The organism is Serratia sp. HMSC15F11 (assembly GCF_001808215.1).
In the GTDB taxonomy this organism is placed as follows: domain Bacteria; phylum Pseudomonadota; class Gammaproteobacteria; order Enterobacterales; family Enterobacteriaceae; genus Serratia; species Serratia nevei.
Map to the genome: position 1 here is coordinate 73,585 of NZ_KV792400.1, position 23,600 is coordinate 97,184.

The window sequence follows — 23,600 nt, forward strand, 5'->3', positions numbered from 1 at the left end:
TCCCGGCGCAAAGAAAAATCATTCCGTAGTCGTCGCCATTGCGCCGGGACAGCCGCAGCCGCGGCCTTTATAATCATCGCCATTACCTTTGCATCCGGGAGTGTCATGCGCCTAATCCACACCTCTGACTGGCATCTTGGCCAGTACTTTTTCACCAAAAGCCGCGCCGCCGAGCACCAGGCTTTTCTGAACTGGCTGATCGAACAGATCGAGCAGCAGCAGGTGGATGCGCTGATCGTCGCCGGGGATCTGTTCGATACCGGTTCGCCGCCCAGCTACGCCCGTGAGCTGTACAACCGCTTCGTGGTGGAACTGCAGCGCACCGGCTGCCAGCTGGTGGTGTTGGGCGGCAACCACGACTCGGTAGCGACGCTGAACGAATCGCGGGAACTGCTCTCTTGCCTGAACACCACGGTGATCGCGAGCGCGCAGGGCTCCCTTGAGCAGCAGATCGTGGTGCTTAACCGGCGCGACGGCCAGCCGGGCGCCGTGCTGTGCGCCATTCCTTTTCTGCGGCCGCGCGATCTGCTCACCAGCCGCGCCGGCGAATCCGGCGCGCAGAAACAGCAGGCGCTGCAGGAAGCCATCGCCGAACATTACCAAGCGCTGTATCAGGCGGCCTGTGAACGCCGCGAGCGGCTGGGCCTGCCGCTGCCGATCGTCGCCACCGGCCACCTGACCACCGTCGGCGTCACCACCTCCGACTCGGTGCGCGACATCTATATCGGCACCCTCGATGCCTTCCCGGCGCAGGCCTTCCCCCCTGCCGATTACATCGCGCTGGGCCACATTCACCGCGCGCAAAACGTCGCCAAGTCGGAACATATTCGCTATAGCGGTTCACCGATTCCGCTCAGCTTCGATGAACTGGGCAAAGCCAAAAGCGTCTTCCTGGTGGATTTCGCCGACGGCACCCTGCAGCAGGTAGAAGCGTTAACGATCCCGCAGTTCCAGCCCATGCAGCTGATCAAAGGCGATTTGGCCGAAATCGAACGGCAGCTGCAGCAATTTGCCGACTATGCCGGCGAGCTGCCGGTGTGGCTGGATATCGAAGTGGCAACGCAGGACTACCTCAGCGATATCCAGCGCCGTATCCAGCTGATGGCGGATGAGCTGCCGGTGGAAGTGGTGCTGCTGCGGCGCAGCAAAGAGCAACGCCGCCAGGCGATCGCGCAGCAGGACAAGGAAACGCTGAACGAGCTGAGCGTCAACGAGGTGTTCGAACGGCGCCTGGCGCAGGAGGCCGACATGCCCGAAGCGCGCCAACGGCGGATGCATCAACTGTTCCGCCAGGTGGTCGATGCGGTGCAGCACAATCCTGAGGAGACCCACCCATGAAGATCCTCAGCCTGCGGTTAAAAAACCTCAACTCGCTGCAGGGCGAGTGGAAAATTGACTTCACCGCCGAGCCGTTCGCCAGCAACGGCCTGTTCGCCATTACCGGCCCGACCGGCGCGGGCAAAACCACCCTGCTGGACGCCATCTGCCTGGCGCTGTACCACCAGACGCCGCGTCTCAACGTCACGCCGAGCCAGAATGAACTGATGACCCGCCACACCGCCGAATCGCTGGCGGAGGTCGAATTCGAGGTCAAGGGCGTCGGCTATCGCGCCTTCTGGAGCCAGCGCCGCGCCAAAAACGCGCCGGACGGCAATCTGCAGGCGCCGAAGGTCGAACTGGCGCGCCGCGAGGACGGCAAGATCCTGGCGGATAAAGTGCGCGATAAGCTGGAGATCACCGCGGCCATCACCGGGCTGGACTTCGGCCGCTTCACCAAATCGATGATGCTGTCTCAGGGGCAGTTCGCCGCGTTCCTCAACGCCGACGCCAACGATCGCGCCGAGCTGTTGGAAGAGCTGACCGGCACCGAAATCTACGGGCGGCTGTCCGAACAGGTGTTCGAATCCCACAAGCAGGCCAAAACTGACCTGGATGCGTTGCACCAGCGCGCCAGCGGCATCGAGCTGCTGAACGATGAACAGCGCCACTCCCTGACGGAACGGCTGACGGCGCTGAGCGCGCAGGAAAGCGCTCTCGGCAAGCAAACCCAGCAACAGCAACAGGCGCTGAGCTGGCTGCAGCAATGGCAGCGCCTCCAGCAACAGCAAAACGAGGGGCAACGGCGGCTGGAAACCGCCCTGCGCGAGCAGGCCGAGGCCGCCCCGCAGCTGCAGCGGCTGGCGCTGAGCGAACCGGCCGAGAAATTGCGGCCGCTGCGCGGCGAACGCGATCGCTGCCGCGCCGAGCTGCAGACGATACAACAGCAGGCAGCCCAGCTGACGCAGCAACAGGAGCAGCACTCGGCGCAGCTGGCGCCGCTGCAGCAGGCGGTGGAAAAGGCCCGTCTGGCGCAGCAAGCCCATGCCGAGCATATGCGGCAACAGCAACAGCTGATCGATGACCAGGTCGCCCCGCTCGACCATCAGATCGCCCAACTGCAGTCGACGCAGGCCGAGCGGCGACAGGCCGGCGATGCCGCCGCGCAGCAGTGCGCCCAGCAGCAGACCGCACTGGAGCAGCTCACCGCCCAGCGCAGCCAGCTGACGGCGCAGGCCGCACAGCATCAGCAGCAGTTGAACGCGCTGATCGAAGCGCTGGCCGCTCAACGGCAACGGCAGCAGGTGCTGGAGGCACAAACCCCGCTGGCCCCGCTGCGCCAGCGCCTGAGCGCCCTGGCGGATCTGCGCCCGACGCGCCAGCAGTTATTTACGCTCGCTTCTCTTTACCGTCAGACCCGCGAGCGTCTGGCCCGGCAACAGGCGGAGCACGCCGAGCGGCAAACGCAGCTCGCCGGGCTGCAACACCAGCTGGAGAACGCGCGTCAGCAATTCAAACAGCACAAGGCGCAGCTGCAGGAAGTGGAGCGGATCCACGAGCTGGAAAAACGCATCGTCAGTCTGGAAGCGGAGCGCGCCCTGTTGCAGAGCGGCGCACCCTGCCCGCTGTGCGGCTCCACCAGCCACCCGGCGGTGGAGCAATATCAGGCGGTGCAGCCTTCGGCGACGGAACAACGCTTGGTTGAGATGCGCACCCTCGCCGAGAAACTGCAAACCCAGGGCACCGAGCTGCGCACCCGCTGTGAAGGCCTGCAAGAGCAGCAGCAACGCCAGCAGCAGGCTATCGCGCAGGATGAGCAGCAGCTGGCTGCCCAACAGCAGCAGTGGCAGCAGCTCAGCGCGCCGCTGGCATTCGACTTTACCCTGGCGGAGGGCGAGCAACTCAGCGCCTGGCTGAGCGGCTGCGACGACGAAGAGCGGCACGGGCAGCACGCACTGCAGCAGCATGAACAGGCGGCGCAGGCGGTACAACAGGCAAAAGACGCGCTCGCCGCTCTGCAAACGCAGCAGCAACAGGCGCAGCAACAGCTGGCGTTGCTCGAAGAGCGCTTTACGCTGCTGCAGAAAACCCACGCCGACAGCCTGCAACAGCAGCAAGACCTGCTTCAACGCTGGCAGGAAGGCGAGAAGACCCTCGCCGAGCGGCGCGCGCAGCGGCTGGCACTGTTTGGCGAACAGCGAGTCGCCGAGGTGCGGGAACAGCTGCGCGCCAAACAAACCGCCTGTGAACAGGCCAGCTTACAGGCCGCCGAGCAGTGGCAAAAGGCGCAGGAACTGCGCGAGCGCCTGGCCGGCCAGCAGGCCGGGTTGCAACAACAGCACGCCCAAATGCAGGAACGGCTGCAACAGGCGGAGCAGCAATGGCAGCTGGCGCTGGCCGACAGCGAATTCGCCGATGAAACTGCCTTCGCCGCCGCGCTGCTGGACGACGCCCTGCGCCGCGAATTGCAGCAGCGCAAAGAGCAGCTGCAACAGCGGCAGGTAGAGGCTGCGGCCCTGCTGGCTCAGGCGACGCAAACGCTGGAGCAGCATCGGCAGAACCGCCCGGAAGGGACGGATGAAGCCAACGCGGATCTCGACGCACTCACCCAATCGCTGGCCGAGCTGGCACAGCAGTTGAAGGCGCTGCAGCTGAGCCAGGGCGAGCTGCGCAACCAGCTGGAAAGCGACGCCGCCCGCCGTCTCAATCAACAGGCGCTGTTCGAGCAAATCGCCCGCAGCCAGCAAGACTACGACGACTGGAGCTACCTCAACCAGCTGATCGGCTCGAAAGAAGGCGACAAGTTCCGCCGCTTCGCGCAGGGGCTGACGCTCGATCATCTGGTTTATCTGGCCAACCTTCAGCTCGGCCGGCTGCACGGGCGCTACCTGCTGCAGCGCAAAACCAGCGACGCGCTGGAGCTGCAGGTGGTGGACACCTGGCAGGCCGACGCGCTGCGCGATACCCGTACCCTGTCCGGCGGCGAGAGCTTCCTGGTCAGCCTGGCGCTGGCGCTGGCGTTGTCCGATCTGGTCAGCCACAAAACCAGCATCGACTCGCTGTTCCTCGACGAAGGCTTCGGCACGCTGGACGCCGAAACCCTCGATACCGCGCTGGATGCACTGGACAGCCTGAATGCTTCCGGTAAAACCATTGGCGTGATCAGCCACGTCGAGGCGATGAAAGAGCGCATTCCGGTGCAGATCAAAGTGAAAAAGGTCAATGGGCTCGGCGTCAGCCGGCTGGAGGCGCACTTCAGGCTGGAATGATCCCGCCGTGCGCGGCACAGAAGTGTGACCGCGGCGGCACTCCGCGGTGAAAAGCGTTGAGCCGCGGCGAGCACGGGTTATTATGCAGGCATAACAGGATTGTTACTGTATCCCCTCCGCCGCTCAGGCCGCAGGACAGAAACATAAAATACAGGCAAAACCTGACGCCCGGGATCGCTTCCGGGCGTCAGGTTTTTTCGTTTTCAGGATGCTGAAACACCGGGAAAGACCATGAAAATCGCTAAAATACTCAATAATAACGTGGTGATTACGCTGGACGACCGTCAGGAAGAGACGGTGGTAATGGGAAAAGGAATCGGCTTTAAAAAGAAGCCCGGCGACACGCTGGACGAAAGCCTGATCGAAAAGGTGTTCACCCATAACGGCGGCGAAATCGCCGAGCGTTATAAAGAGCTGCTCTCCGAGATCCCGCTGGCCTGCGTCACCACCGCCGACAAGATTATTACCCTCGCCCGCGAACGGCTGCCGGGCAAGTTGCATAACATCGTCTACATCACGCTGACCGACCACATCCATTTCGCTCTGCAGCGCCACGCGGAAGGGTTGGATATCAAAAATGCGTTGCTGTGGGAGATTAAAAAGCTCTATCCGGCCGAGTTCGCCGTCGGCCTGGAGGCGCTGGCCCTGATCGCCCAACGGCTGAATACCGCGTTGCCGGAAGATGAAGCCGGATTTATCGCCCTGCACCTGGTCAACGCCCAGCTTAACGACGAGATGCACAATACGCTGCACATCACCCGCGTGATGCAAGAGATCCTCAACCTGGTCAAATACCACTTCCGCTTTGATTACAACGAGGAAGCCCTGAGCTACCACCGTTTCGTCACCCATTTGAAATTCTTCGCCCAGCGCCTGCTGGGGAAAAACTACGTCGACAGCGACGACGACTCGCTGTATCAGGTAGTGAAAGAGAAATACCGTGAGTCATTCGCCTGCGCCGGCAAGATCAACCGCCACATCGAAAAGCACTATCAGCATCAGCTCACCACGGAAGAGATGATGTTCCTGACCATTCATATCGAACGGGTGCGCAGCGAAAGCGAGGAAAAACCGGCTTAACGGCGGGCGTCCGCCACCCGCACGCCGTACTGCGGAAACACCGCGTCGGCGGAGATCAGCGTGAGCCCCTCGGCCTGCGCCTGTGCGATCAGCATGCGATCGAAAGGATCCTGATGATAGGGTGGCAGCTGCCCGGCCTGTTGGCAGTGAAAGGCGTCCATCGGCAGCGCCAGAAAATCTTCGGCCTCGATGATCGCAAAGATGTCTTCCGGCAGCGCCAGCTTGCCCAGCGCCTGTTTGATCGAGATCTCCCAAATGCTGGCCGCGCTGACGTACACCGCATTGCCCGGATCGGCGATCTGCCTTTTGGCGTTCGCGCCCAGGCAGGCGTCATCAATCAGCCACCACAGCAATGTGTGGGTATCCAGCAGCAGACGCTTCATTCATCGCCCTCAAACAGCGCCGCAATGACCGCATCCCCCGCGTTGAAATCCGCCGGCACGGTGAACTTGCCTTTGGCGGCACCGGGGCGGCGCGCTTCGCCCTGGATGGCGACCAACTGTACGTACGGCTTCCCTGCTTTTGCAATAATCACGGTTTCTCCCTCCGCGGCTCTGTCCGCCAGCTGGCTCAGATTGGATTTGGCTTCGTGCATATTGGCCTGAATTGCCATACGCGTCCTCCTTAGCTAAGTTAGCTAAAGCATAAAGCGCCGTCCAGTTTTTGTACAGTGAGTCGTTTAAAGCGCGAGCAGGCTCGCGCTTTGTTGCAACGCTTAGCGCTGCTGTTGCGGCCACAGCCAGGCCGCACCGCGTACGCCGCTGGAGTCGCCGTGAACCGCCTTGCGGATCGGCGTTTCACACTCGCCGCCAAATACCCAACCTTTCACCCTTTCAGGCACCGTGCGGTACAGGCGATCCACGTTGCTCATGCCGCCGCCGAGCACCACCACGTCCGGATCCAGAATGTTGATCACGTGCGCCAACGCTTTCGCCAGCCGCATTTCGTAGCGCACGATCGCCTGCTCCGCCAGCGCATCGCCCCGCTCACTCAGCGCCATGATCTCGTGCCCTTGCAGCACGCTGCCGCTCAGGCGCGCATAGTCGGTGGCGAAACCGGTGCCGGAAATAAAGGTTTCGATGCAGCCCGGCTTGCCGCAGTAGCACGGCACTTCGCGGGCGTAACGCAGCTCATCGTCATCCTGCCACGGCAGCGGATTGTGGCCCCATTCGCCGGCGATGCCGTTGCCGCCGGAATGCGCCTGGCCGTTCAGCGCCACGCCGGCGCCGCAGCCGGTGCCGATAATGACCGCAAACACGGTTTGCGCGCCGGCGCCGGCGCCGTCGGTGGCTTCCGACACCGCCAGGCAGTTGGCGTCGTTGGCGATACGCACCTCGCGCGCCAACAGCGCCGACAGATCCTTGTCCAACGGTTGGCCGTTGAGCCATACCGAGTTGGCGTTTTTCACCCGCCCGGTAAACGGCGACAGCGTGCCGGGAATGCCGATCCCGACCGATCCCTGTTCACCGGTATGATCTTCCGCCAGTTTCACCAGCCCGGCGATCGCCGCCAGGGTTTGCCCGTAGTCATGGCGCGGCGTGGCGATACGATGGCGGAACAGCTCCCGCCCGTCGTCCGCCAACGCAATCACTTCAATTTTTGTCCCGCCCAAATCGATGCCAATACGCACGTTTTTTTCTCCTCGATGCAGCGCAGCGTTGCCACAGCCTAATGTAAGCGCGCGGATGAATCACCTGTTTCCCTCTCCCCGGCCAGGCCTTTTCCGCCGCGTACGGCGACGCAATTCGGAGAGAATGGGGCGATTTTTCAGCGTCAATTCGTTATCATGCCGCCCTGCTTTTGACGAATCAGCGTGCCGAACGCACGCCCAGCCAGGGATAACATTATGCTGTGGTTTAAGAATTTGATGGTTTACCGTTTGAGCCGCGAAGTGGCGTTAAACGCGGATGAAATGGAAAAACAACTCAGCGCGTTCGCCTTCACGCCGTGCGGCAGCCAGGACATGGCGAAGACCGGCTGGGTCTCCCCGATGGGCTCGCACAGCGATGCGCTGACGCACGCGGTCAACGGCCAGATCGTCATCTGCGCGCGCAAGGAAGAGAAAATCTTGCCGTCGCCGGTCATCAAGCAAGAGCTGCAGGCCAAGATTGAGCGCCTGGAGGCGGAACAACACCGCAAACTGAAGAAAACCGAGAAAGACGCGCTGAAGGACGAAGTGCTGCACAGCCTGCTGCCGCGCGCGTTCAGCCGCTTCAATCAGACCTTCATGTGGATAGACACCGTCAACGATCTGATCATGGTCGATGCCGCCAGCGCCAAACGCGCCGAAGATACGCTGGCGCTGCTGCGCAAGAGCCTCGGCTCGCTGCCGGTGGTGCCGCTGACCATGGAAAGCCCGATCGAACTGACGCTGACCGAATGGGTGCGTTCCGGCGAGATGCCGGCCGGCTTCGCCATTCAGGATGAAGCGGAACTGAAAGCGATTCTGGAAGAAGGCGGCGTGATCCGCTGCAAGAAACAGAATCTGATCAGCGACGAAATCGCGGTGCATATCGAAGCCGGCAAGCTGGTGACCAAACTGGCGGTGGATTGGCAGGAGCGCATTCAGCTGATGCTGTCGGACGACGGCTCGCTCAAGCGCCTGAAGTTCGCTGACACGCTGCGCGAGCAGAATGACGATATCGATCGCGATGACTTCGCTCAGCGCTTTGACGCCGACTTTATCCTGATGACCAGCGAGCTGGCGGCGTTGATCAAAAACACCATCGAAGCGCTCGGCGGCGAAGCCCAGCGTTAATCCCGCCGCAGAAACGACCAGGGCCCAGCATCTGCTGAGCCCTGCGATCCCCTCACGAACAAAATTTATTTGCTCAGGTAACGGCACAGATAGGCGGTCGCGTCGGCCACCTGCAGGTTGAATTCGCTGTGCCCCGGCACGAAGAACTTCTCGCCCGGCGTAAACACCTGCCAGTCCGGCGCGCCCGGCAGCAGCACTTTCAACGCCCCGGTGATCACCGTCATTTCTTCCGGTTGTGCGGTGGAGAAGGTGTATTCCCCCTCTTCCATCACGCCCACGCTGGTAAGACCGATGCTGCTACTGTCAAAACCGATAGACTTCACTTTTCCGGCAAAATACTCATTCACTTTCAGCATAGACTGGCACCCGCGTAATCATCTTGATGGAAAATCCATATTGGGGGATTGCGGTTGATCTGTCACTGGTTTTTCGCGCGAAATGCGATCGCGACGCAGGGTAAACCTGCGGCCGGGACGCTTACCGGCAAATGGGCGGATAGCGGAATAAAGTCGGAGCGCAGCGTAAGGCGGGGCAAGCGGCGAGATCCGCGCTGAAAAATGGCAAGGGCGTCGGTTTCCAAACCATAAACAGGAAACCGGCCTGGCGCCGGTTTCCGCCGGGCTGCAGGTCAGAGCTCTAACGCCTCGTCCTCATAGCGATGCTTGGCGTCGAGCGCTTCCTGCTCGGTTTCATGTTCACTGAGCAGCGTATTCGGCTCAATGTCGTCGGTGCGCACTTCAAAACGGCGCAGATGCAGGTTCGGGTCGCCCCGAAACACCTCTACGACGCGGGCGCTCCGTGGATAAGCAGGTTGATCATTTTCGCGCATGCCGTTCTCCCGTGTGTTTCACACAGTAGCAAGTATAGCAGCCGCCCTCATTCCGACACGCGCGAGCCAAGATCGCGATCGCCAGGGGCGCCCGCCAACAGCTCGGTCAGTTCGTCGCAGGCACAAATGCGGCCTTCACGCACGGTGAAGTGCGCCAGCACCCGCACGCGACAGCAGGAACCGTCGCGCTTTTCCAGCTCAACCAGATGGTGGGTCAGCACCGCCTCGCCCTGCTCCGCCGCCGCGATCACGCTCAGCGTCATGCGGCAGGTTTGCCGCTTCAGCAGCGCCATGTGTTGCTCAAACTGCTCGAAGTTCAGCACCTTGCCATCCACCTGCTGGCGGTAGTCTGCGCTGAAACGGGCGGCGAGCTGCGTCGGCCGGTGCTCCGGGCTGGCGACGACCTGCTGCAGCGTATCGAGTACCAGATCCAGTGGGGTAAGTTGAGTCATCATGTTTCTCCGAAATAGGGTGAACGACGATCCTATCCCGGCCAGGCGATGGCATAATAACCACATCAAGACTTTCAATAACGTTAAACGGCCAACATGACGCAGATCCGCAGCCAACGCCTTCAGCATGAAAAAAAGCACCTGACGCCCTGGCACCGGCACGAAGGCGGCCAGATCTATCTCTTGACGCGCGGCATGCTGGCCATGGAACTCCCGGGCCGGCAATGGGCGATCGCCGGCGGTACGCTGGGCTGGCTGCCGCCGGGATGCGCCCATCAGGCGCTGGCCTGCGGCGACGTGGCGGGCTGGAGTCTGTATCTGCCGGTGGAAAGCGTGCCTGAGATGCCGCCGCAGCCGCAGCTGTTCACAGCCTCTGCGCTGTTGCAGGCCCTGGTGGAGCGCATCGCTCAGTTCCCCGCCGGCCCGCTGAGTGCGCCGCAACGGCGGCTGCTGCAGGTGCTGCTGGACGAAATGCACGCGGCAAGCCGCACCCCTTTGCAATTGCCGCTGCCGCAGGACGCCCGGTTGCTGAACATCGCCCGGGCGCTGCTGAACGATCCCGCCAGCCCGCGCAGCCAGTGCGACTGGGCCGCCTGGGCCGGGCTCAGCCCGCGCACCCTGAGCCGCCGTTTTCTGCAGGAAGCCGGCATCAGCTTCGCGCTGTGGCGCCAGCAGGCGCGGGTATTGCGTTCACTGGAGGGATTATCACGCGGGGAAACGGTCAGCAAGGTGGCCGACGCCTGTGGCTATGACAACGTCAGCGCCTATATCGCCGCCTTTCGCCGCCGCTTCGGCGTCACGCCCGGGGCGTACTTTGCGCCGGCTCGGCAAACGGAATAAGAAAACGGGCGCCCAGTGCCCGAAGAGAAGAAAGGGTTACTTCACCGTCTCACGCGGCAGCACCGCGAGGATTTGTTCCACCACCCGCTGCGGATCGGCGGCGCCGTCTATCACGTAATGCGCAGCGTCCTGATACAGCGCTTCGCGCGCTGCCAGCACCTCGAGCATCTCCTCGGCGATCGGCCTGCCGGTGAGCGTCGGGCGCTGCGCATCTTCCGGATACTCTGCCAACCGCTGCGCCAACACGCTGGCCGGCGCGCGCAGGTAGATAACGGTGCCATGCTGACGCATAAACTGACGGTTCTCCTCCGCCAGGATCGCCCCGCCGCCGGTGGAAACTATAGTTGACGGCTTGGTTACGGTTTGCAACGCGATGGTCTCGCGGCGGCGGAACCCCAGCCAGCCCTCGCGCTCGACCATTTCCGCCACGCTCATCTGCGCCGCCTGCTGCATAAACAGATCGGTATCGACGAACTGATAGCCCAACGCCAGCGCCAATGCGCTGCCTACCGTGGTCTTGCCGGCTCCGCGAGCGCCTATCATGAACAGGGTTTGTGTCATTACGGGTTGTCCCTTATGCGGTGACTTGAGTGCATTGCATACCAAAATACCGAGCGGGTGCGATGGCGTGGTGGCAGCATCATACCCTGCCCGCTCTGTATTTCAATATTTACGATAGTGTAAATTCCATGGCACAGCGACTGCCGGCGGCAAAGCCGTGCGCCAGATCCTCATCCAGATGCTGCCGCAAGGCGGCCGTGAGCCGCGCGTCGTCGAGCGGCCGAAATCCCAGCCGCCGGTAGTAAGGCGCATTCCACGGTACCTCAATGAAGGTGGTGAGCGTCAGGCGGCCGGCGCCCTGCCGTTTGGCCTCTTCCGCCACCGCGCCGATCAGGCGACGGCCTACGCCCTGCCGCTGCCAGGTGCCGGCGACCGACAATTCGGCGATGTGCCAATCGTCCCCCTGAACCTGCACGGCGATAAAACCGGCGCACTCGCCGTTGTCGCTTTCCGCCAGCCATTCACGGCGCTCAGCGATAAACGCGGCATGCTGCTGCGGGGCCATCACCTCGCCTTCGGCGATAAAGCGCCACTCCGGCTGCTGGCGAAACAGCTGCGCCGCCGAACGTTCAACCGCCATCAGATGCACGATATCCCGCTGCTGCGCCAAACGAATCTGCAGGCTCATGGGTTCTCCTTAACGTTGGGGCGGTTATTTAAGCAAATTTCACCGCCCGTGGCTTAGAAATCGATACTGCCGCGCAGCACCACCTCACGCGGTTCCCCCACCGCCACGCGCAAGTTGCCGCCGCTGGACGGGTAGTAGGTTTTATCGAACAGGTTCTTCACGTTCAGCTGCCATTTCACCCGATAGCCGTTGATCGGCATGGTGTAAGCGGCGAACGCATCGGCAACGGTGTAATTATCCAGGGAGAAGCTGTTGGCGGCGTCACCCGGGCGGCGTCCTACGTAGCGCGCACCGGCGCCAATGCGCACCTCATCGCCGCTGTAGAAGCCCGGGCTGCCCAGGTTCTGGGTCAGGAACAGCGAGGCGGTGTGGCGCGCCACGTTGGTCATCTCTTTCCCCTTGTTGTCCGGATCGTCCACCACCCGCGCGTCGGTATACGCATAGGAGCCGATCAGGCTCAGCGAATCGGTGAGGTTACCGGCTACGTCCAGCTCCACGCCCTGCGAACGTACGCGCCCGGCGGTGCGCGTCACGGTTTCACCCTCCACCAGCTCATTGACCATCACGTTGCGCTTGGTGATGTCGAACAGCGCCAGCGTGCCGGTGACGCCGTTCGGCAGCGCCAGCTTGCCGCCGACTTCCCACGACTTGCCCTGCTCCGGCGGCAGCGAACCAATTTGGGTGGCGATGGAAGAGTTCGGCTTGAACGACTCGGTATAGCTGCTGTACAGCGACACATAAGGCGTCAGCTTGTACACCACTCCGGCGCGCGGCACCAGCTTGCTGTCCGAGCTGTCGGTGTTGGTCTGGAACGGCCGCCCCTTACCGGCATAGACGTCGAAAGCGTCGTAACGCAGCCCGCCCATCACCAGCCATTTATCGGTTAGCTGAATGGAATCCTGCATAAACCAACCGTAGCTGGTGAGGTTTTCCCGCTGGTCGCTGTCTTTGGCGCTGACCGCCGTCGACGGCGGCATCAGGCCGTATACCGGATGATAAATATTAAAATCGCTGTTCTTTTTGCCGCGGATCATGTCGCCGCGGTAGGTACGGTTATCTTCAAAATCGAAGCCGAACAGCATCTGGTGGTTAATGCTGCCCCAGTCCACGTCGCCATTGAGCGTCAGCTGTACCGCGTTGGCGTGGCTGACGGCATTGGCGGTCGCATCGGCTTGGCGGCTCAACACGCCGGTCACCGGATTCAACGCCGTGGCGCGCGCCTGGTTGTCGCTGTAGCTGTTGCGGCTGTAGGCGTAGGTCAGCGAGCTTTTCCAGCGCTCGTTGAGCGTCTGATCGATCTGCAGGGTAATGCTGTCCTGATCGCCACGGGTGGCGTTATAGGCTTCGTCGAAACGGCGATCGCGCGGCGTATTCACCGGTTTGCCGGTGCGCGAATCGATAATGGTGCCGCGATCGAACGGCACCAGATATTCCATATGTTCATAGGCCAAGCGCACGGCGGTGTTCTCGCCGTACCACATCAACGACGGCGCGATCACCGTCTGGCGATTGCGGCCAAAGTTGCGCCAGTAATCGGTTTCATCGTGATCGACGATCATCCGATAGGCAAACCCCGACGTGCCGAGCGGCCCGGTAACGTCGAGCTGGCCGCCGCCGCCGTTGAAGCTGCTGCCCCAGCCTTCCACGTGGGTATGCTGCTGCAGCTGGGGCTTTTTGGTGATCATGTTGATCATCCCGCCCGGCTCGCCCATGCCGTACAGCATCGAGGCCGGCCCCTTGAGCACCTCCACCCGCTCGGTGGTCGGCGTAAAGTTGCGCGCCTGTACCGAGCGCACGCCGTCGCGCAGAATGGAGCCGTCGCGGTTGTCGCCGAAGCCGCGTTTCATGACCGCGTCCTGGGTGCCGCCCAGCGTGTTGGCCTGGGTAATGCCGCTGACGTTGTACAGCGCTTCGTCCAGGCTGCTGACCGCCTGATCGGTAATCACCTGCTGCGGCACCACGTCGATCGCCTGCGGCACGTTCAGCAGGTTGGTTTCGCTGCGGGTGCCGGTGACGCTGGTCAACGGCTGATAGCTCTGCACGCCGTCGGCATCTTTGCGGCCGACCACGACCAGGCTCTCTTCCTGCGGCGCGGCTTTCTCCGCCGCCCACGTCGGCGATGTCGCGCAGGCCGCCAAAGGCAATGCGCACCACCAGCCGCGCTTGTTGTTATTCATTATCTAACTGACTCCAATAGGTCCCTGAAAAAGGTAACGGCAAAAACTGCTGATACAGCTGTTGGAAGGTCTGCTGCGGGTTAATGTCGGCGAACAGATCCGGGTAAAACGCTTTGGCGAACATCTCGACCAGCACCACGTGGTACGGGCTGAGGTAAAAGTTGTGCCAGACGCTCCAGGCGCGGTGATGCTTCACCGCCTGCAGGCTGGCCAGCATCGGCTGTGTGGCGATCAGCCGGCGGAAGCTGTCGGCGGCGTCCTGTTGGCTGACCTGCGGCCCGAGGCGCAGATCGGACAGCCGCTTGCCCTGCGGCCCGGCCATGCCGGTGGCGAGGTAAACGTCGGGATTGGCGCTCAGGATGGTTTCCGGGTTCAGCTCGCCGTACACCCCTTTGACGCTGGCGTTGGCGATGTTGTCGCCGCCGGCGAAGGTCAGCAGATCGCCGAGGTTGCCGTGCGCGGCGGTGGTGCAGCAGGTGTCGCGCCGCCCCAGATGCAGGTGCAGCATCACTTTGGGCTTCGGCCCCTGATAGCCCGCCAGCCGCTGCTGAATCACAGCCATATGCTGCTGATAAAACGCGATGAACTGCTCAGCGCGCTGCTGGCGATTGAGCACTTCGCCCAGCAGCCGTACGCTCGGCATGGTGTTGTTCAGCAGATCGATGCGCAGATCGACGTAGATCACCGCCACGCCGGCCTTGTTCAGCGCGGAAACCAGCAGATCGTTGTCGCCGTCTTCACGCGCGTAGCGCGCCAGGATCACCAGATCCGGCTTCAGCTGCAGCAGGCTTTCAATATTGACCTGGCGGAAATTATTGCCGCTGATAATGGGGATCGCGGCGATCTGCGGGAACTTCTGCGTATAGAGCTGCCAGCTTTGCGCATCGAACCGCGCCAGATCCGCCGGCCAGCCGACGATGCGCTGCGCCGGGTTGCCCGGCTCCAGCAGCGCCAGCGTATACAGCATGCGGCTTTCCCCCACCACGATGCGCTGCGGGTTGTCCGGCACCACGACCTGGCGGCCGGTGATATCGGTCACCGTCTTCGCCTGAGCGGAGAACACGCCGAAGCACAGGGAAAGCAGCAGTAAAATGAGGGAATTGCGCATGATTAAGCCGACACGGGGGAATAGTGTGCGCATGATAATCACTCTCATTAGCACTTGCAATCCTGCACGGCGATTGCCAAAAGAAATCCGGGAAATGGCGCCGGGCGCACGGCGAAACATGGCGAAACCGCTAAAAGAGCGGCTTTAAAAAGTTAAAAAAATGGCGGGGAAATCGGTTAAATAGAGCGGAAACCACCAAATAGGGAGACATCCATGGGTCAACGCATTATTCCGCTGTCGGAGTGCCCGCAGTTTGCCGATGTGTGCGCCGCCTGGGCCTTCGGCCAGTGGGGTTCACAGCACGGCGGATCGCTGGAGCGCACCCAGCAGCGCTTCGTCCAATGCAGCCGGCCGAGCGACGATCATCTGACGTTGATGATGATCGACGGCGATCGCCCGGTGGGCATGGCCAGCCTGTGGCCCAGCGACGATCATCAGCGCCAGGATCTCACCCCGTGGCTGGCCGGCGTCTTCGTGCATCCCGATCACCGCCGTAAGGGCATTGCCCACCGCCTGGAGATGGCGATCGTCGAAGCGGCGCGGCAGCGCCATCATTCGATTTTGCATCTCATCACCGACAAATCGGAAGCGCTGTACGCCGGCTGGGGTTGGCAGCCTCTGGAACGCCGGCGGCAGTATGACGAAGACGTGGTGGTGATGGTGAAAACGCTGTAGTTAACGCGGCGTACAGACATACACCAGCGCCGGCGGGAAATTGCGCACCACCCGCAGGCGCTTCCAGTGAAAATAGCGGGACAGCAATTTTTCCGACAGGTGGCTGTATTGGAACAGCACCAGCGTGCCGTTGCGCGCCTGCAGCCGCTGCCGGGCCTGCTGAAGAATGCGCACGCTGATCCTGATCGGGATCGACAGCAGCGGCAGGCAGGAAAACACCACGTCATAATCCGTGGCCATTTGGGTCGCCGAATAGGCCATCACCTGCAGCCGCCGATCGTCTATTCCCCGCAGCCGATGCACGAAATGCGGTTGGATCTCGAAAGCCTCCAGCGCCGCATCGGCGCGCATCCGCCCCAGAATGCGCTTGGTCAATACGCCGTCCGCCGCGCCCAGCTCCGCGATCGACAGCGCCCGGGTCCATTCAACCTGGTTCAGCATCGCCTGGCACAGCCACGGGGAAGAAGGCGCCAGCGTACCGACGGTGCGCGGTGAAGCCATAAATTGCTGCAGGTAAGCGAAGTGATTCATCAGTTGCAGCCGGGTCGCATTTAACATTGAGGCCTCCTTGGGTTAAGCCCTCAATGTGAGCCGAATTTCTTAAGTATTCATTAACATGATTCCGAAAGCGGCGGACACAGTTGTAATAAAATGCAACCTCAGCCGCAGCGGAAAAATGAAAAACGGCCGTAATAATGACCTGAAAATAAGCCGCCCACGTGCGCCCTATCAGATAATTATTACGACCGTTTATTTTATTGGCCACGTTGCCGTAGCCAGAGAGTAAAAAGCCAACGCTTAGCGATAAATTTCCGCATTGCCGCGCCAGTTGCTGGAATCCCCGGGGGTGTCCAGGCCGATAATGCGGTAATGGCCGGCGCCGTCCGCCGCGGCTTTTTCTTTCAGGGCGTGAATGGCGTCATGCGGTGAGCCGCTAATGCCGGAAACCGACACCACACCGAGGCTTTGCAGATTGGCGGCCTGTTCGCTGTTGACCTGTTTCACCGACGACAGCGGCGCGGCGAAAGTGGAGAAGGAAGCGGCGGCGATCAATACGGCTGCGATGCTTGGGATAAGTTTCATGATTGACTCCAGGTGTTCTTGTTTATTAGCTCGTTGTCAGTGATGTTAATTATCCGCTAGCCAATGAAAACGGACGTCATGCAACGTAAAGAACATCAATCATTGTGAGGAGAATAAGGAGGAAATGAGAGCGGGTGTGTATTTTCAGGCGAGAATGACTTTATAGGCTTCACCTTACCCCTATTTGATGAACAATTAAAGACGGCGCGTGATAAAGAATGCGCGCCGCGTCTATTTAAGATTTTTTACCCGCCGGAGCGCGCTGAGCTACGCTGAATTTTGTGGCTTACCCTTTTAAGGAAGAACGCTTATGTCGCAAAACCTGCTGCGTGTGCGTGACGGTCAGGGCGCGTCGGTCTCATTTTCCGAGCTGCTGTTCGATCTGATCTACGTTTTCGCCGTGACCCAACTTTCCCACTATCTGTTGCACCACCTGACGCTGACCGGTGCGCTGGAAACCCTGCTGCTGTGGTTCGCCGTCTGGCTGGCCTGGCAATACACCGCCTGGGTCACCAACTGGTTCAATCCGGATACCCGTCAGATCCGCCTGCTGCTGTTCGCTATCATGCTGCTGGGGCTGTTCGCCGCCGCCGCACTGCCGCAGGCGTTCGGCGAGCGCGGCCTGATCTTCGCGCTGTTCTATGTCGCCATTCAGGTCGGGCGCTCCGTCACGGTGCTGCGCCTGCTGGTGCCCGGTCATCCGTTAAAACGAAACTTTCACCGCATTCTCGGCTGGCTGTGCATCTCCGCCGTCTTCTGGATCGCCGGTGGGCTGGCGGAAGGCAACGCCCGCCTGGCGCTGTGGGCGGTCGCGGTCTTGTGCGAATACGTCTCGCCGATGTTCGGCTTCCGGCTACCGGTGCTGGGGCGCTCGGACAGCAGCAGCGAATGGAGCATCGAGGGTCACCATCTGGCGGAGCGCTGCCAGCTGTTCGTGATCGTGGCGCTGGGGGAAACCATTCTGATCACCGGCGCCACCCTGAGCGAGATGGAAAGCTGGAACCTGCCGGTGCTCATCGCCTCGCTGGTGGCCTTTCTCGGCAGCCTGGCGATGTGGTGGATCTACTTCGACACCAGCAGCAAAGCCGGCAGCCACGCCATCAGCCAGGCGGAAAACCCCGGCCAGCTGGGCGCTTACTTCCATTACGTGCACGTCGCGCTGGTGGGGGCGATCATCGTCTGCGCCGTGGCCAACGAGCTGGTGATCGCCCATCCCGACGGCCGCATCCAAAACGCCACGGCGGCGGTGTTGCTGCTCGGGCCGGCACTCTACCTGTTCGCCAACGCACTGTATAAACGGCTGGTGTATCATCGCTTCCCGCTGTCACACCTGGTGGGGCTGCTGGCGCTGGCGGTATTGGCCCCCGTCGCCTATTTAACCGATCTGCTGATGGTCAATGGCCTGACGACGCTGATCATGGTGGTAGTGGCGGTGTGGGAGAGCATCTCGCGCGGCAGAGCGCCGCGGCGGCACGCGGAAGCCTGAAGCAAACGGGGACGTCACCGCCCCCGCTGTGAGATTGATGACAAACCTCATGCCATTGCCGGGTTTGCAGAGAGCAGCGGATAAAAAAACAAGGAAAATCAATTTATTGATTTTCGGCTGATGGCCACAAAGGAGGAAAAACCACGTTTTTTCCTCCTTTGTCAACGGTCTGACGGGGGCGCTATCGCCCCCGCTGTCTCACTTCAAGGGATGCGGCAAGGTGAGCACCCAGAGCTCGCTCAGCGACTCCGGCTGCTCCAGCGGGCGCAATTCGATACGGGCGTTGGTCTTGTCGCCGTCGAGGCTCAGCCGCCCTTCTTTCTCCAGCTGATAATCGCCGATTTTCTTGCTTTTTGGCGATGCGTCCACCAGCTTGGCCTGCAGGCCGAAATCGTTGTCATTAATCACCGCCAGCGTGCGATCGTCGATCAGCGCCAACCCTTCCGCTTTCTCCTGGCGCCAGCCCAACTGGCGCAGATCCGCCACTTCCCGTTTCTGCGCCAGCTTCACGCCGCGTTTAGCGAGATCTTTCGCATCGTCGAACTCCAGCGCTTTACCCTGGCCGTCAAACGCGCTCAGATCGCTGGCCTGCGCGAGATCCACCAGATAGATCTTGTTGATCATCGTCTTATCTTTACCGGTTCCCTGTTCAATCAACAGGATGCGCTGGTTGTCCAACGCCACGACATCGCCAATCTTGGCGTCTTTGGCTTTTTTATAGCTGTCGATATCGATGGGATAGCCGTACATAGCGGTTTTGCCACTGCGCGGATCGAAGCTCACCAGCCGGGTAAACTGCGCCTTGTTTTTGCTTTTGCCATCGACATCCAGCGTGCTCTGCACCGCCGCCAGAATGCGCCCGTCCGGCATCCGGGTCAGCCCCTCAAAACCGCGGTTGGGCTGGCGCCACTTCAGGATGTTCGGCAAACCGCCCGCCACCGCCTGCTCGCCGGCCTGCGGTGTTGGGCCGTATTTGGCGAGAATTTTACCTTTGCCGTCGATATGGATCAGAAACGGACCGTACTCATCGCACAGCCAATAGCCGCCGTTGCCGTCACCGGTCACCCCTTCGGTATCCAACCCGCGGCGATCGCCGGACAGCGGCTGCAACGCGTCGTTCAACGCCACTTCGTTCGTGGAACCAATCAGCTCGCCCGGCAACGGCAGCCCGCTAATCGGCCCTTTTTCGTCATGCAAGGGCCGTGCATTCTCGGCCACGGCCTTGCCGCCGCCGATACGAATGTCCATCAACAGAGGCACGAATTGCGGGTTGGCGAAAATTTTGGCTTCTTGCTTGCCCACCGCAGGGGCATCGGCATTCGGGCCGCGATCGGTCAGCGTCGTCAGCACCAGATCGTCGCCCTGCTTGCTATTGAACGTCAGCCCGGAGCCGATCCCCACCGGCAGCCCCTGCGGGAAATTCTTGGCGAACGCCCCCTGATAGGCGACGCGTTCCCCGCCGGGGAAGCCGACCACATAACGCGCCACCTCAATATCTGCAGCGTAGGTGAATACAGGAAACAGTGAAGCCAACAGCAGGGAGAGCGATTTTATTTTCATGGTTTTTACCCGAGGTTGAACGAAGCGTTATCAGGCAGAAGAAGATATTAATTTAGCATGACACTGAGATGACAACAGGCGCTTCGTCAAATGTGCAATAGGCAATAAGGTTGGCTGGCAAATAGAAATGAGCAATTAACCTGAGGATATTGAATGGAGAAAACCGCTGGAAAAAATCGCCTGAAAATAACCCATCATTTCGCTTAGGGTAAATTCTTATATCAAAGATAAAAAAATCGGCAAACGCGCGCCAGCACGGCGAAAAACGGCGTTTTTCTCATAGACAAAATAAAATGCCGGGGATTTAATACCGCCGTTATTCAAGGTGCATTAAGAAAATTCTATAGAATATCTGCATGAACTGAAAAAGCTGTTCTATAGTTTTTAGTGCTAACGCCCGTTAGTCTATTCCGCAGGATGGAATCTATGTCAAAGCGACTTTTTGCTGAATTTTTTGGCACATTTTGGTTGGTGTTTGGTGGTTGTGGTAGCGCAGTATTGGCAGCGGCATTCCCACAGCTGGGTATTGGTTTCCTCGGCGTCGCGCTCGCTTTCGGTCTGACCGTGGTGACGATGGCCTATGCCGTCGGCCATATTTCCGGCGGGCATTTTAACCCGGCGGTTACCGTTGGCTTATTCGCCGGCGGCCGTTTCGCGGCGAAAGACGTGATCCCTTACGTTATCGCACAGGTGATCGGCGGTATCGCCGCAGCGGCGGTGCTGTATTTGATCGCCAGCGGCAAAGCCGGTTTCGACGCCACCGCAGGCGGTTTCGCCTCCAACGGTTACGGCGAACACTCACCGGGCGGTTATTCTCTGCAGGCTGCGATCGTGATTGAGCTGGTGCTGACCGCCTTCTTCCTGATCGTTATTCATGGCGTGACCGACAAACGCGCGCCGGCAGGCTTCGCCCCGCTGGCGATCGGCCTGACGCTGACCCTGATCCACCTGATCAGCATCCCGGTGACCAACACCTCCGTCAACCCGGCGCGCAGCACCGGTGTAGCGATCTTCCAGGGCACCTGGGCGCTGCAGCAGCTGTGGGTCTTCTGGCTGGTGCCGCTGGTCGGCGGCATTATCGGCGGCCTGATCTACCGCTGCCTGCTGGAAGATAAAAAATAAGCGCATCGCAGTCGATAGCGTTTCACGGGGCAGCCTTCATCGGCTGCCCCGTTGCTTTCAGCCCTTCATCACGTCAAACATCATGATATCGCTGGTAAAGGAGCCGTCCGGCTGAATGGCGAAGTGCGCCGCCACCTCCTGCGACACGCTTTGCTGCAGCGCGCGGATCGCGGTAACGAAATGCGCCGGCGTGCGCATGCGCGCCACCCAACTGCCGAACTCCAGCATCAACCGATCCGACGTTACCTCGCGCACCACCAACCCGGCCTCGGTCAATAACGCCAGCCACTCGCCCGGCGCATAGTTGCGCACGTGTGAGGTGTCGCGCAGCACTTCCACGGTTTGCAGATAGATATCCAGCAGCGGATGCCCCGGCGAGACCACGTCCATAAAGATCGCTCTGCCGCCCGGCTTGAGTACCCGCTTGACCTCACGCAGCGCCTGGCCAACGTCGTGCCAGTGGTGCGCCGAATAGCGGCTGATGACCAGATCGAAGCTGGCGTCCTCAAACGGTAAAGACTCCGCCACGCCCTGCTGCAGCTGAATGTTACTCAAGCCTTTTTCCGCCGCCGACTGCTCCACCACCGCCAACATTTGCGCCGACAGATCGTAGGCCACCACCTGCGCCACCCTGGCCGCCGCCGTGAAGCTGGCGTGCCCGGCGCCGCAGCCCAGATCGAGCAGGCGCGCGCCGGCGTGCGGTTCCAGTAACTGCGCGAGGCGTTGCAAATCCTTGCCCTGCGCGTGCACCGCGCTGGTTAAGTAGGCGTTGGCCTGCTCGCCGAACTGCCGATCTACCGCGTTTTTATGGCTGTTGCTGATGCTCATGTTTGCTCCCGTTATTATCCGGCTTGCGCCTGTGCCTGAAGGCTTTCGGCTACTATAATCAGGCTACTATACGGGTACAATATGAGCAGTTATCCTGGTATAAATAGGTACCACGCTATGTCATCAGAAGCCTTATCCGGGCCAAAGGCCCTCGGCGCATTCCTGCGCGCACACCGCGAGCGCATCACGCCGGAAATGCTCGGCCTGCCCAGTTCCTCGCGCCGCCGCACCAGCGGCCTGCGGCGCGAAGAGCTGGCGCAAATCAGCGGCATCAGCGCCACCTGGTATACCTGGATCGAACAGGGGCGCGAGGTGTCCATTTCCCCCTATACGCTGGCACGCATCGCCAAGGCGCTGCGGCTCGGCCCCGCCGAACGCCACTACCTGTTTACCCTGGCGCGCGTCGCCGATCCCGAGCAGGAAACGCACCGCGAAACCGCCAACGACGCGGTGCTGCAAAGCGTGCACCAGATGACGGTGCCCTGCTACCTGCTGGACGTGACCTGGAACGTCGTCGCCTGGAACCCGCAGGCGGCGGCGCTGTTCAGCGGCTGGCTGGATGTGGCCAACAGCCCTAACCTGCTGCACTTCATGTTCTTCCACCCGCTGGCGAAAACGCTGGTCAGCGATTGGGAAGAACGTGCCCGCCGCGTGGTGGCCGAATTCCGCGCCGAAACCAGCCATCATCAAAACACCGAAGAGATGCGCGCCTTCGTGCGCAACATGACGCACAACAGCGCGGACTTTAATCACTGGTGGAAACAGCATGACGTGATGGCGCGCGAAGGCGGCGAGCGCGCGTTCGAGCACCCTCAGCAAGGTGCGCTGCGCTATCGCCAGCTCACCTTCCATCCGGCGGAGCACGGCGGTCTGAAGCTGGTGATGCTGATCCCGCTGCCGTAATTGGTAACAAATTCATAGACAGGTTTACCCGCCATTTATTTATTGGTTCATGCAAACGCGCTAGGGTGATTGTTACCGATGACAACGATCGTCCAGCACCGTTATTTATCTCCCGAGGTACGCCTATGCAATCCGAAGAACAACGCCTTATCGATGGTCTGTTTGGCCGCCTGAAAGAAGCCGAGACCAAGACAGGCCCACGGGATCTCCAGGCAGAGCAGCAAATCAATCAGCATATTCGCGAGCAGCCTTCCGCCCCTTATTACATGGCGCAGGCAATGATCATTCAGGAAGCGGCGCTCAAACAGATGGACCAGCGGGTCAAAGAGCTGGAAGCCCAGGTCGCGCAGCTGCAGCAAACCGCCAACGGCCAACAGAGCAGCGGCGGCTTCCTGGCCGGCCTGTTCGGCGGCGGCAGCCGCAGTACGCCAAGCCCGCGTGAACAGTATCAGGCGCAGCAGCAAAATACGGCGGCCTGGAACAACGCGCAGCAAGGGGGCTACTCACAGCCGCAGCAGCCAGCCTATGCCCAACCGCAGCAGGCGGCACCTTCGCGCGCCGGCGGCTTCCTGGGTGGGGCTTTGCAAACCGCGGCGGGCGTCGCCGGCGGCGTGGTATTGGCCGACATGCTGACCGGCATGTTCCGCCATTCGCAACCGCAGGAAATCGTGAATATTATCGAAGAAAACCCGGCGCCGCTGGACGACAGCGCGATGCGCAATTTCGACGCCTCCAACAACCTTGATACCTTCAACAACGGCGACGGCGGTAGCTTCCTGAATCAGGACAACGGCTTCCAGAACGCCAACTACCAGGATGACACGGACTACGCCGACGACGATTACAACGACGACGACGACTCCTTCCTGTAATGCCCCTCTCCCCCTCTCACCCGCAGAGGGGGATTTCCCGTTTCGCCGATCT

24 protein-coding genes are annotated in these 23,600 nt (G+C 61.0%); 10 read left to right on the plus strand and 14 right to left on the minus strand.

The annotated features are described in order from the left end of the window. Positions 1-105 precede the first annotated feature (105 nt). The 3 genes from sbcD to licT all read left to right on the plus strand — a co-directional run bounded on the left by sbcD (position 106) and on the right by licT (position 5,666). Positions 106-1,338, plus strand: a complete 1,233-nt coding sequence (gene sbcD / locus HMPREF3138_RS05050; RefSeq protein WP_038873231.1) for an exonuclease subunit SbcD — start codon at positions 106-108, stop codon at positions 1,336-1,338. Beyond that, complete coding sequence (gene sbcC / locus HMPREF3138_RS05055) at positions 1,335-4,586, plus strand: exonuclease subunit SbcC (RefSeq protein ID WP_038873228.1); 3,252 nt, start codon at positions 1,335-1,337, stop codon at positions 4,584-4,586. Before sbcD ends, sbcC begins: the two co-directional genes overlap by 4 nt. Positions 4,587-4,817: 231 nt before the next feature. Continuing rightward, the gene (gene licT, locus HMPREF3138_RS05060; RefSeq protein WP_038873223.1) at positions 4,818-5,666 is read left to right on the plus strand and encodes a BglG family transcription antiterminator LicT; all 849 of its coding nucleotides are present in this window, start codon (positions 4,818-4,820) and stop codon (positions 5,664-5,666) included. Here licT and HMPREF3138_RS05065 read toward each other — a convergent pair. The 3 genes from HMPREF3138_RS05065 to mak form a co-directional block, all read right to left on the minus strand. Further along, a complete protein-coding gene (locus tag HMPREF3138_RS05065) occupies positions 5,663-6,049 on the minus strand; it encodes a type II toxin-antitoxin system VapC family toxin (protein WP_038873221.1) in 387 nt (128 codons plus the stop codon). The two genes, licT and HMPREF3138_RS05065, sit on opposite strands and share 4 nt — an antisense overlap. After that, positions 6,046-6,279: a type II toxin-antitoxin system Phd/YefM family antitoxin gene (locus HMPREF3138_RS05070; protein WP_038873218.1), complete on the minus strand. Its 234-nt coding sequence runs from the start codon at positions 6,277-6,279 to the stop codon at positions 6,046-6,048. The genes HMPREF3138_RS05065 and HMPREF3138_RS05070 overlap by 4 nt, the downstream gene beginning before the upstream one ends. Positions 6,280-6,381: 102 nt before the next feature. Then, positions 6,382-7,296 (minus strand): fructokinase, encoded by a 915-nt coding sequence (gene mak, locus HMPREF3138_RS05075; RefSeq protein ID WP_038873216.1) that lies wholly within the window; start codon positions 7,294-7,296, stop codon positions 6,382-6,384. 216 nt (positions 7,297-7,512) lie between these two features. Here mak and rdgC point away from each other — a divergent pair, with 216 nt between their 5' ends. Continuing rightward, complete coding sequence (rdgC, locus tag HMPREF3138_RS05080; protein WP_004940461.1) at positions 7,513-8,424, plus strand: recombination-associated protein RdgC; 912 nt, start codon at positions 7,513-7,515, stop codon at positions 8,422-8,424. A gap of 65 nt (positions 8,425-8,489) precedes the next feature. Here rdgC and ppnP read toward each other — a convergent pair whose 3' ends face one another. The 3 genes from ppnP to HMPREF3138_RS05095 all read right to left on the minus strand — a co-directional run bounded on the left by ppnP (position 8,490) and on the right by HMPREF3138_RS05095 (position 9,705). Further along, positions 8,490-8,780 (minus strand): pyrimidine/purine nucleoside phosphorylase, encoded by a 291-nt coding sequence (gene ppnP, locus HMPREF3138_RS05085; protein ID WP_004940463.1) that lies wholly within the window; start codon positions 8,778-8,780, stop codon positions 8,490-8,492. Between the two features lie 272 nt (positions 8,781-9,052). Continuing rightward, the gene (locus HMPREF3138_RS05090) at positions 9,053-9,253 is read right to left on the minus strand and encodes a YaiA family protein (protein ID WP_004940491.1); all 201 of its coding nucleotides are present in this window, start codon (positions 9,251-9,253) and stop codon (positions 9,053-9,055) included. A 47-nt stretch (positions 9,254-9,300) separates the two neighbouring features. After that, a complete protein-coding gene (locus tag HMPREF3138_RS05095) occupies positions 9,301-9,705 on the minus strand; it encodes a nuclear transport factor 2 family protein (protein WP_038873213.1) in 405 nt (134 codons plus the stop codon). A 96-nt stretch (positions 9,706-9,801) separates the two neighbouring features. Here HMPREF3138_RS05095 and HMPREF3138_RS05100 point away from each other — a divergent pair, with 96 nt between their 5' ends. Continuing rightward, positions 9,802-10,545: a helix-turn-helix domain-containing protein gene (locus tag HMPREF3138_RS05100; protein WP_038873210.1), complete on the plus strand. Its 744-nt coding sequence runs from the start codon at positions 9,802-9,804 to the stop codon at positions 10,543-10,545. Positions 10,546-10,581: 36 nt separating this feature from the next. On the opposite strand, the gene aroL is transcribed toward HMPREF3138_RS05100, so the two are convergent. From aroL to HMPREF3138_RS05120, 4 genes are all read right to left on the minus strand, one after another. Further along, positions 10,582-11,106, minus strand: a complete 525-nt coding sequence (aroL, locus tag HMPREF3138_RS05105; RefSeq protein WP_038873207.1) for a shikimate kinase AroL — start codon at positions 11,104-11,106, stop codon at positions 10,582-10,584. Between the two features lie 109 nt (positions 11,107-11,215). Next, entirely contained in the window at positions 11,216-11,734 is a 519-nt protein-coding gene (locus HMPREF3138_RS05110) for a GNAT family N-acetyltransferase (RefSeq protein ID WP_038873205.1), read from the minus strand. Between the two features lie 53 nt (positions 11,735-11,787). Next, positions 11,788-13,911 carry a TonB-dependent siderophore receptor gene (locus HMPREF3138_RS05115; protein ID WP_038873203.1) on the minus strand — a complete coding sequence of 708 codons (2,124 nt, stop codon included), beginning with the start codon at positions 13,909-13,911 and terminating at the stop codon, positions 11,788-11,790. Further along, positions 13,904-15,019, minus strand: a complete 1,116-nt coding sequence (locus tag HMPREF3138_RS05120) for an ABC transporter substrate-binding protein (protein WP_038873200.1) — start codon at positions 15,017-15,019, stop codon at positions 13,904-13,906. Before HMPREF3138_RS05120 ends, HMPREF3138_RS05115 begins: the two co-directional genes overlap by 8 nt. A 213-nt stretch (positions 15,020-15,232) precedes the next feature. Between HMPREF3138_RS05120 and HMPREF3138_RS05125 the strand changes: the two genes are divergently transcribed. After that, positions 15,233-15,694: a GNAT family N-acetyltransferase gene (locus HMPREF3138_RS05125; RefSeq protein WP_038873197.1), complete on the plus strand. Its 462-nt coding sequence runs from the start codon at positions 15,233-15,235 to the stop codon at positions 15,692-15,694. On the opposite strand, the gene HMPREF3138_RS05130 is transcribed toward HMPREF3138_RS05125, so the two are convergent. Both HMPREF3138_RS05130 and HMPREF3138_RS05135 read right to left on the minus strand, forming a co-directional pair. After that, positions 15,695-16,252, minus strand: a complete 558-nt coding sequence (locus tag HMPREF3138_RS05130; RefSeq protein WP_038873194.1) for a class I SAM-dependent methyltransferase — start codon at positions 16,250-16,252, stop codon at positions 15,695-15,697. 240 nt (positions 16,253-16,492) lie between these two features. After that, entirely contained in the window at positions 16,493-16,777 is a 285-nt protein-coding gene (locus tag HMPREF3138_RS05135; protein WP_038873191.1) for a YdgH/BhsA/McbA-like domain containing protein, read from the minus strand. A gap of 310 nt (positions 16,778-17,087) precedes the next feature. Here HMPREF3138_RS05135 and HMPREF3138_RS05140 point away from each other — a divergent pair, with 310 nt between their 5' ends. Next, positions 17,088-18,263 (plus strand): low temperature requirement protein A, encoded by a 1,176-nt coding sequence (locus HMPREF3138_RS05140; protein ID WP_038873188.1) that lies wholly within the window; start codon positions 17,088-17,090, stop codon positions 18,261-18,263. Positions 18,264-18,461: 198 nt separating this feature from the next. Here the strand turns inward: HMPREF3138_RS05140 and HMPREF3138_RS05145 are convergent, their stop codons facing one another. Beyond that, positions 18,462-19,823: an esterase-like activity of phytase family protein gene (locus HMPREF3138_RS05145; RefSeq protein ID WP_038881661.1), complete on the minus strand. Its 1,362-nt coding sequence runs from the start codon at positions 19,821-19,823 to the stop codon at positions 18,462-18,464. 426 nt (positions 19,824-20,249) lie between these two features. Here HMPREF3138_RS05145 and aqpZ point away from each other — a divergent pair, with 426 nt between their 5' ends. After that, positions 20,250-20,945, plus strand: coding sequence for an aquaporin Z (aqpZ, locus tag HMPREF3138_RS05150; RefSeq protein ID WP_004940529.1), 696 nt, complete (start codon positions 20,250-20,252; stop codon positions 20,943-20,945). Between the two features lie 57 nt (positions 20,946-21,002). On the opposite strand, the gene HMPREF3138_RS05155 is transcribed toward aqpZ, so the two are convergent. After that, on the minus strand, positions 21,003-21,773 hold the full coding sequence (locus tag HMPREF3138_RS05155; RefSeq protein WP_038873184.1) for a class I SAM-dependent methyltransferase: 771 nt from the start codon (positions 21,771-21,773) through the stop codon (positions 21,003-21,005). Positions 21,774-21,890: 117 nt separating this feature from the next. On the opposite strand from HMPREF3138_RS05155, the gene HMPREF3138_RS05160 reads away from it, so the two are divergent. Both HMPREF3138_RS05160 and HMPREF3138_RS05165 read left to right on the plus strand, forming a co-directional pair. After that, positions 21,891-22,676: a helix-turn-helix transcriptional regulator gene (locus HMPREF3138_RS05160; protein WP_038873182.1), complete on the plus strand. Its 786-nt coding sequence runs from the start codon at positions 21,891-21,893 to the stop codon at positions 22,674-22,676. Positions 22,677-22,801: 125 nt separating this feature from the next. Then, positions 22,802-23,548 (plus strand): DUF2076 domain-containing protein, encoded by a 747-nt coding sequence (locus HMPREF3138_RS05165; RefSeq protein WP_038873179.1) that lies wholly within the window; start codon positions 22,802-22,804, stop codon positions 23,546-23,548. Positions 23,549-23,600: the final 52 nt, after the last annotated feature.

Excerpts from the sequence above, each read along its gene's own strand:
- sbcD (WP_038873231.1), top strand. The coding sequence starts at position 106 with ATGCGCCTAATCCACACCTCTGACTGGCATCTTGGCCAGTACTTTTTC.
- sbcC (WP_038873228.1), top strand. The coding sequence starts at position 1,335 with ATGAAGATCCTCAGCCTGCGGTTAAAAAACCTCAACTCGCTGCAGGGC.
- licT (WP_038873223.1), top strand. The coding sequence starts at position 4,818 with ATGAAAATCGCTAAAATACTCAATAATAACGTGGTGATTACGCTGGAC.
- HMPREF3138_RS05065 (WP_038873221.1), bottom strand. The coding sequence starts at position 6,049 with ATGAAGCGTCTGCTGCTGGATACCCACACATTGCTGTGGTGGCTGATT.
- HMPREF3138_RS05070 (WP_038873218.1), bottom strand. The coding sequence starts at position 6,279 with ATGGCAATTCAGGCCAATATGCACGAAGCCAAATCCAATCTGAGCCAG.
- rdgC (WP_004940461.1), top strand. The coding sequence starts at position 7,513 with ATGCTGTGGTTTAAGAATTTGATGGTTTACCGTTTGAGCCGCGAAGTG.
- ppnP (WP_004940463.1), bottom strand. The coding sequence starts at position 8,780 with ATGCTGAAAGTGAATGAGTATTTTGCCGGAAAAGTGAAGTCTATCGGT.
- HMPREF3138_RS05090 (WP_004940491.1), bottom strand. The coding sequence starts at position 9,253 with ATGCGCGAAAATGATCAACCTGCTTATCCACGGAGCGCCCGCGTCGTA.
- HMPREF3138_RS05095 (WP_038873213.1), bottom strand. The coding sequence starts at position 9,705 with ATGACTCAACTTACCCCACTGGATCTGGTACTCGATACGCTGCAGCAG.
- HMPREF3138_RS05100 (WP_038873210.1), top strand. The coding sequence starts at position 9,802 with ATGACGCAGATCCGCAGCCAACGCCTTCAGCATGAAAAAAAGCACCTG.
- aroL (WP_038873207.1), bottom strand. The coding sequence starts at position 11,106 with ATGACACAAACCCTGTTCATGATAGGCGCTCGCGGAGCCGGCAAGACC.
- HMPREF3138_RS05110 (WP_038873205.1), bottom strand. The coding sequence starts at position 11,734 with ATGAGCCTGCAGATTCGTTTGGCGCAGCAGCGGGATATCGTGCATCTG.
- HMPREF3138_RS05115 (WP_038873203.1), bottom strand. The coding sequence starts at position 13,911 with ATGAATAACAACAAGCGCGGCTGGTGGTGCGCATTGCCTTTGGCGGCC.
- HMPREF3138_RS05120 (WP_038873200.1), bottom strand. The coding sequence starts at position 15,019 with ATGCGCAATTCCCTCATTTTACTGCTGCTTTCCCTGTGCTTCGGCGTG.
- HMPREF3138_RS05125 (WP_038873197.1), top strand. The coding sequence starts at position 15,233 with ATGGGTCAACGCATTATTCCGCTGTCGGAGTGCCCGCAGTTTGCCGAT.
- HMPREF3138_RS05130 (WP_038873194.1), bottom strand. The coding sequence starts at position 16,252 with ATGTTAAATGCGACCCGGCTGCAACTGATGAATCACTTCGCTTACCTG.
- HMPREF3138_RS05135 (WP_038873191.1), bottom strand. The coding sequence starts at position 16,777 with ATGAAACTTATCCCAAGCATCGCAGCCGTATTGATCGCCGCCGCTTCC.
- HMPREF3138_RS05140 (WP_038873188.1), top strand. The coding sequence starts at position 17,088 with ATGTCGCAAAACCTGCTGCGTGTGCGTGACGGTCAGGGCGCGTCGGTC.
- HMPREF3138_RS05145 (WP_038881661.1), bottom strand. The coding sequence starts at position 19,823 with ATGAAAATAAAATCGCTCTCCCTGCTGTTGGCTTCACTGTTTCCTGTA.
- aqpZ (WP_004940529.1), top strand. The coding sequence starts at position 20,250 with ATGTCAAAGCGACTTTTTGCTGAATTTTTTGGCACATTTTGGTTGGTG.
- HMPREF3138_RS05155 (WP_038873184.1), bottom strand. The coding sequence starts at position 21,773 with ATGAGCATCAGCAACAGCCATAAAAACGCGGTAGATCGGCAGTTCGGC.
- HMPREF3138_RS05160 (WP_038873182.1), top strand. The coding sequence starts at position 21,891 with ATGTCATCAGAAGCCTTATCCGGGCCAAAGGCCCTCGGCGCATTCCTG.
- HMPREF3138_RS05165 (WP_038873179.1), top strand. The coding sequence starts at position 22,802 with ATGCAATCCGAAGAACAACGCCTTATCGATGGTCTGTTTGGCCGCCTG.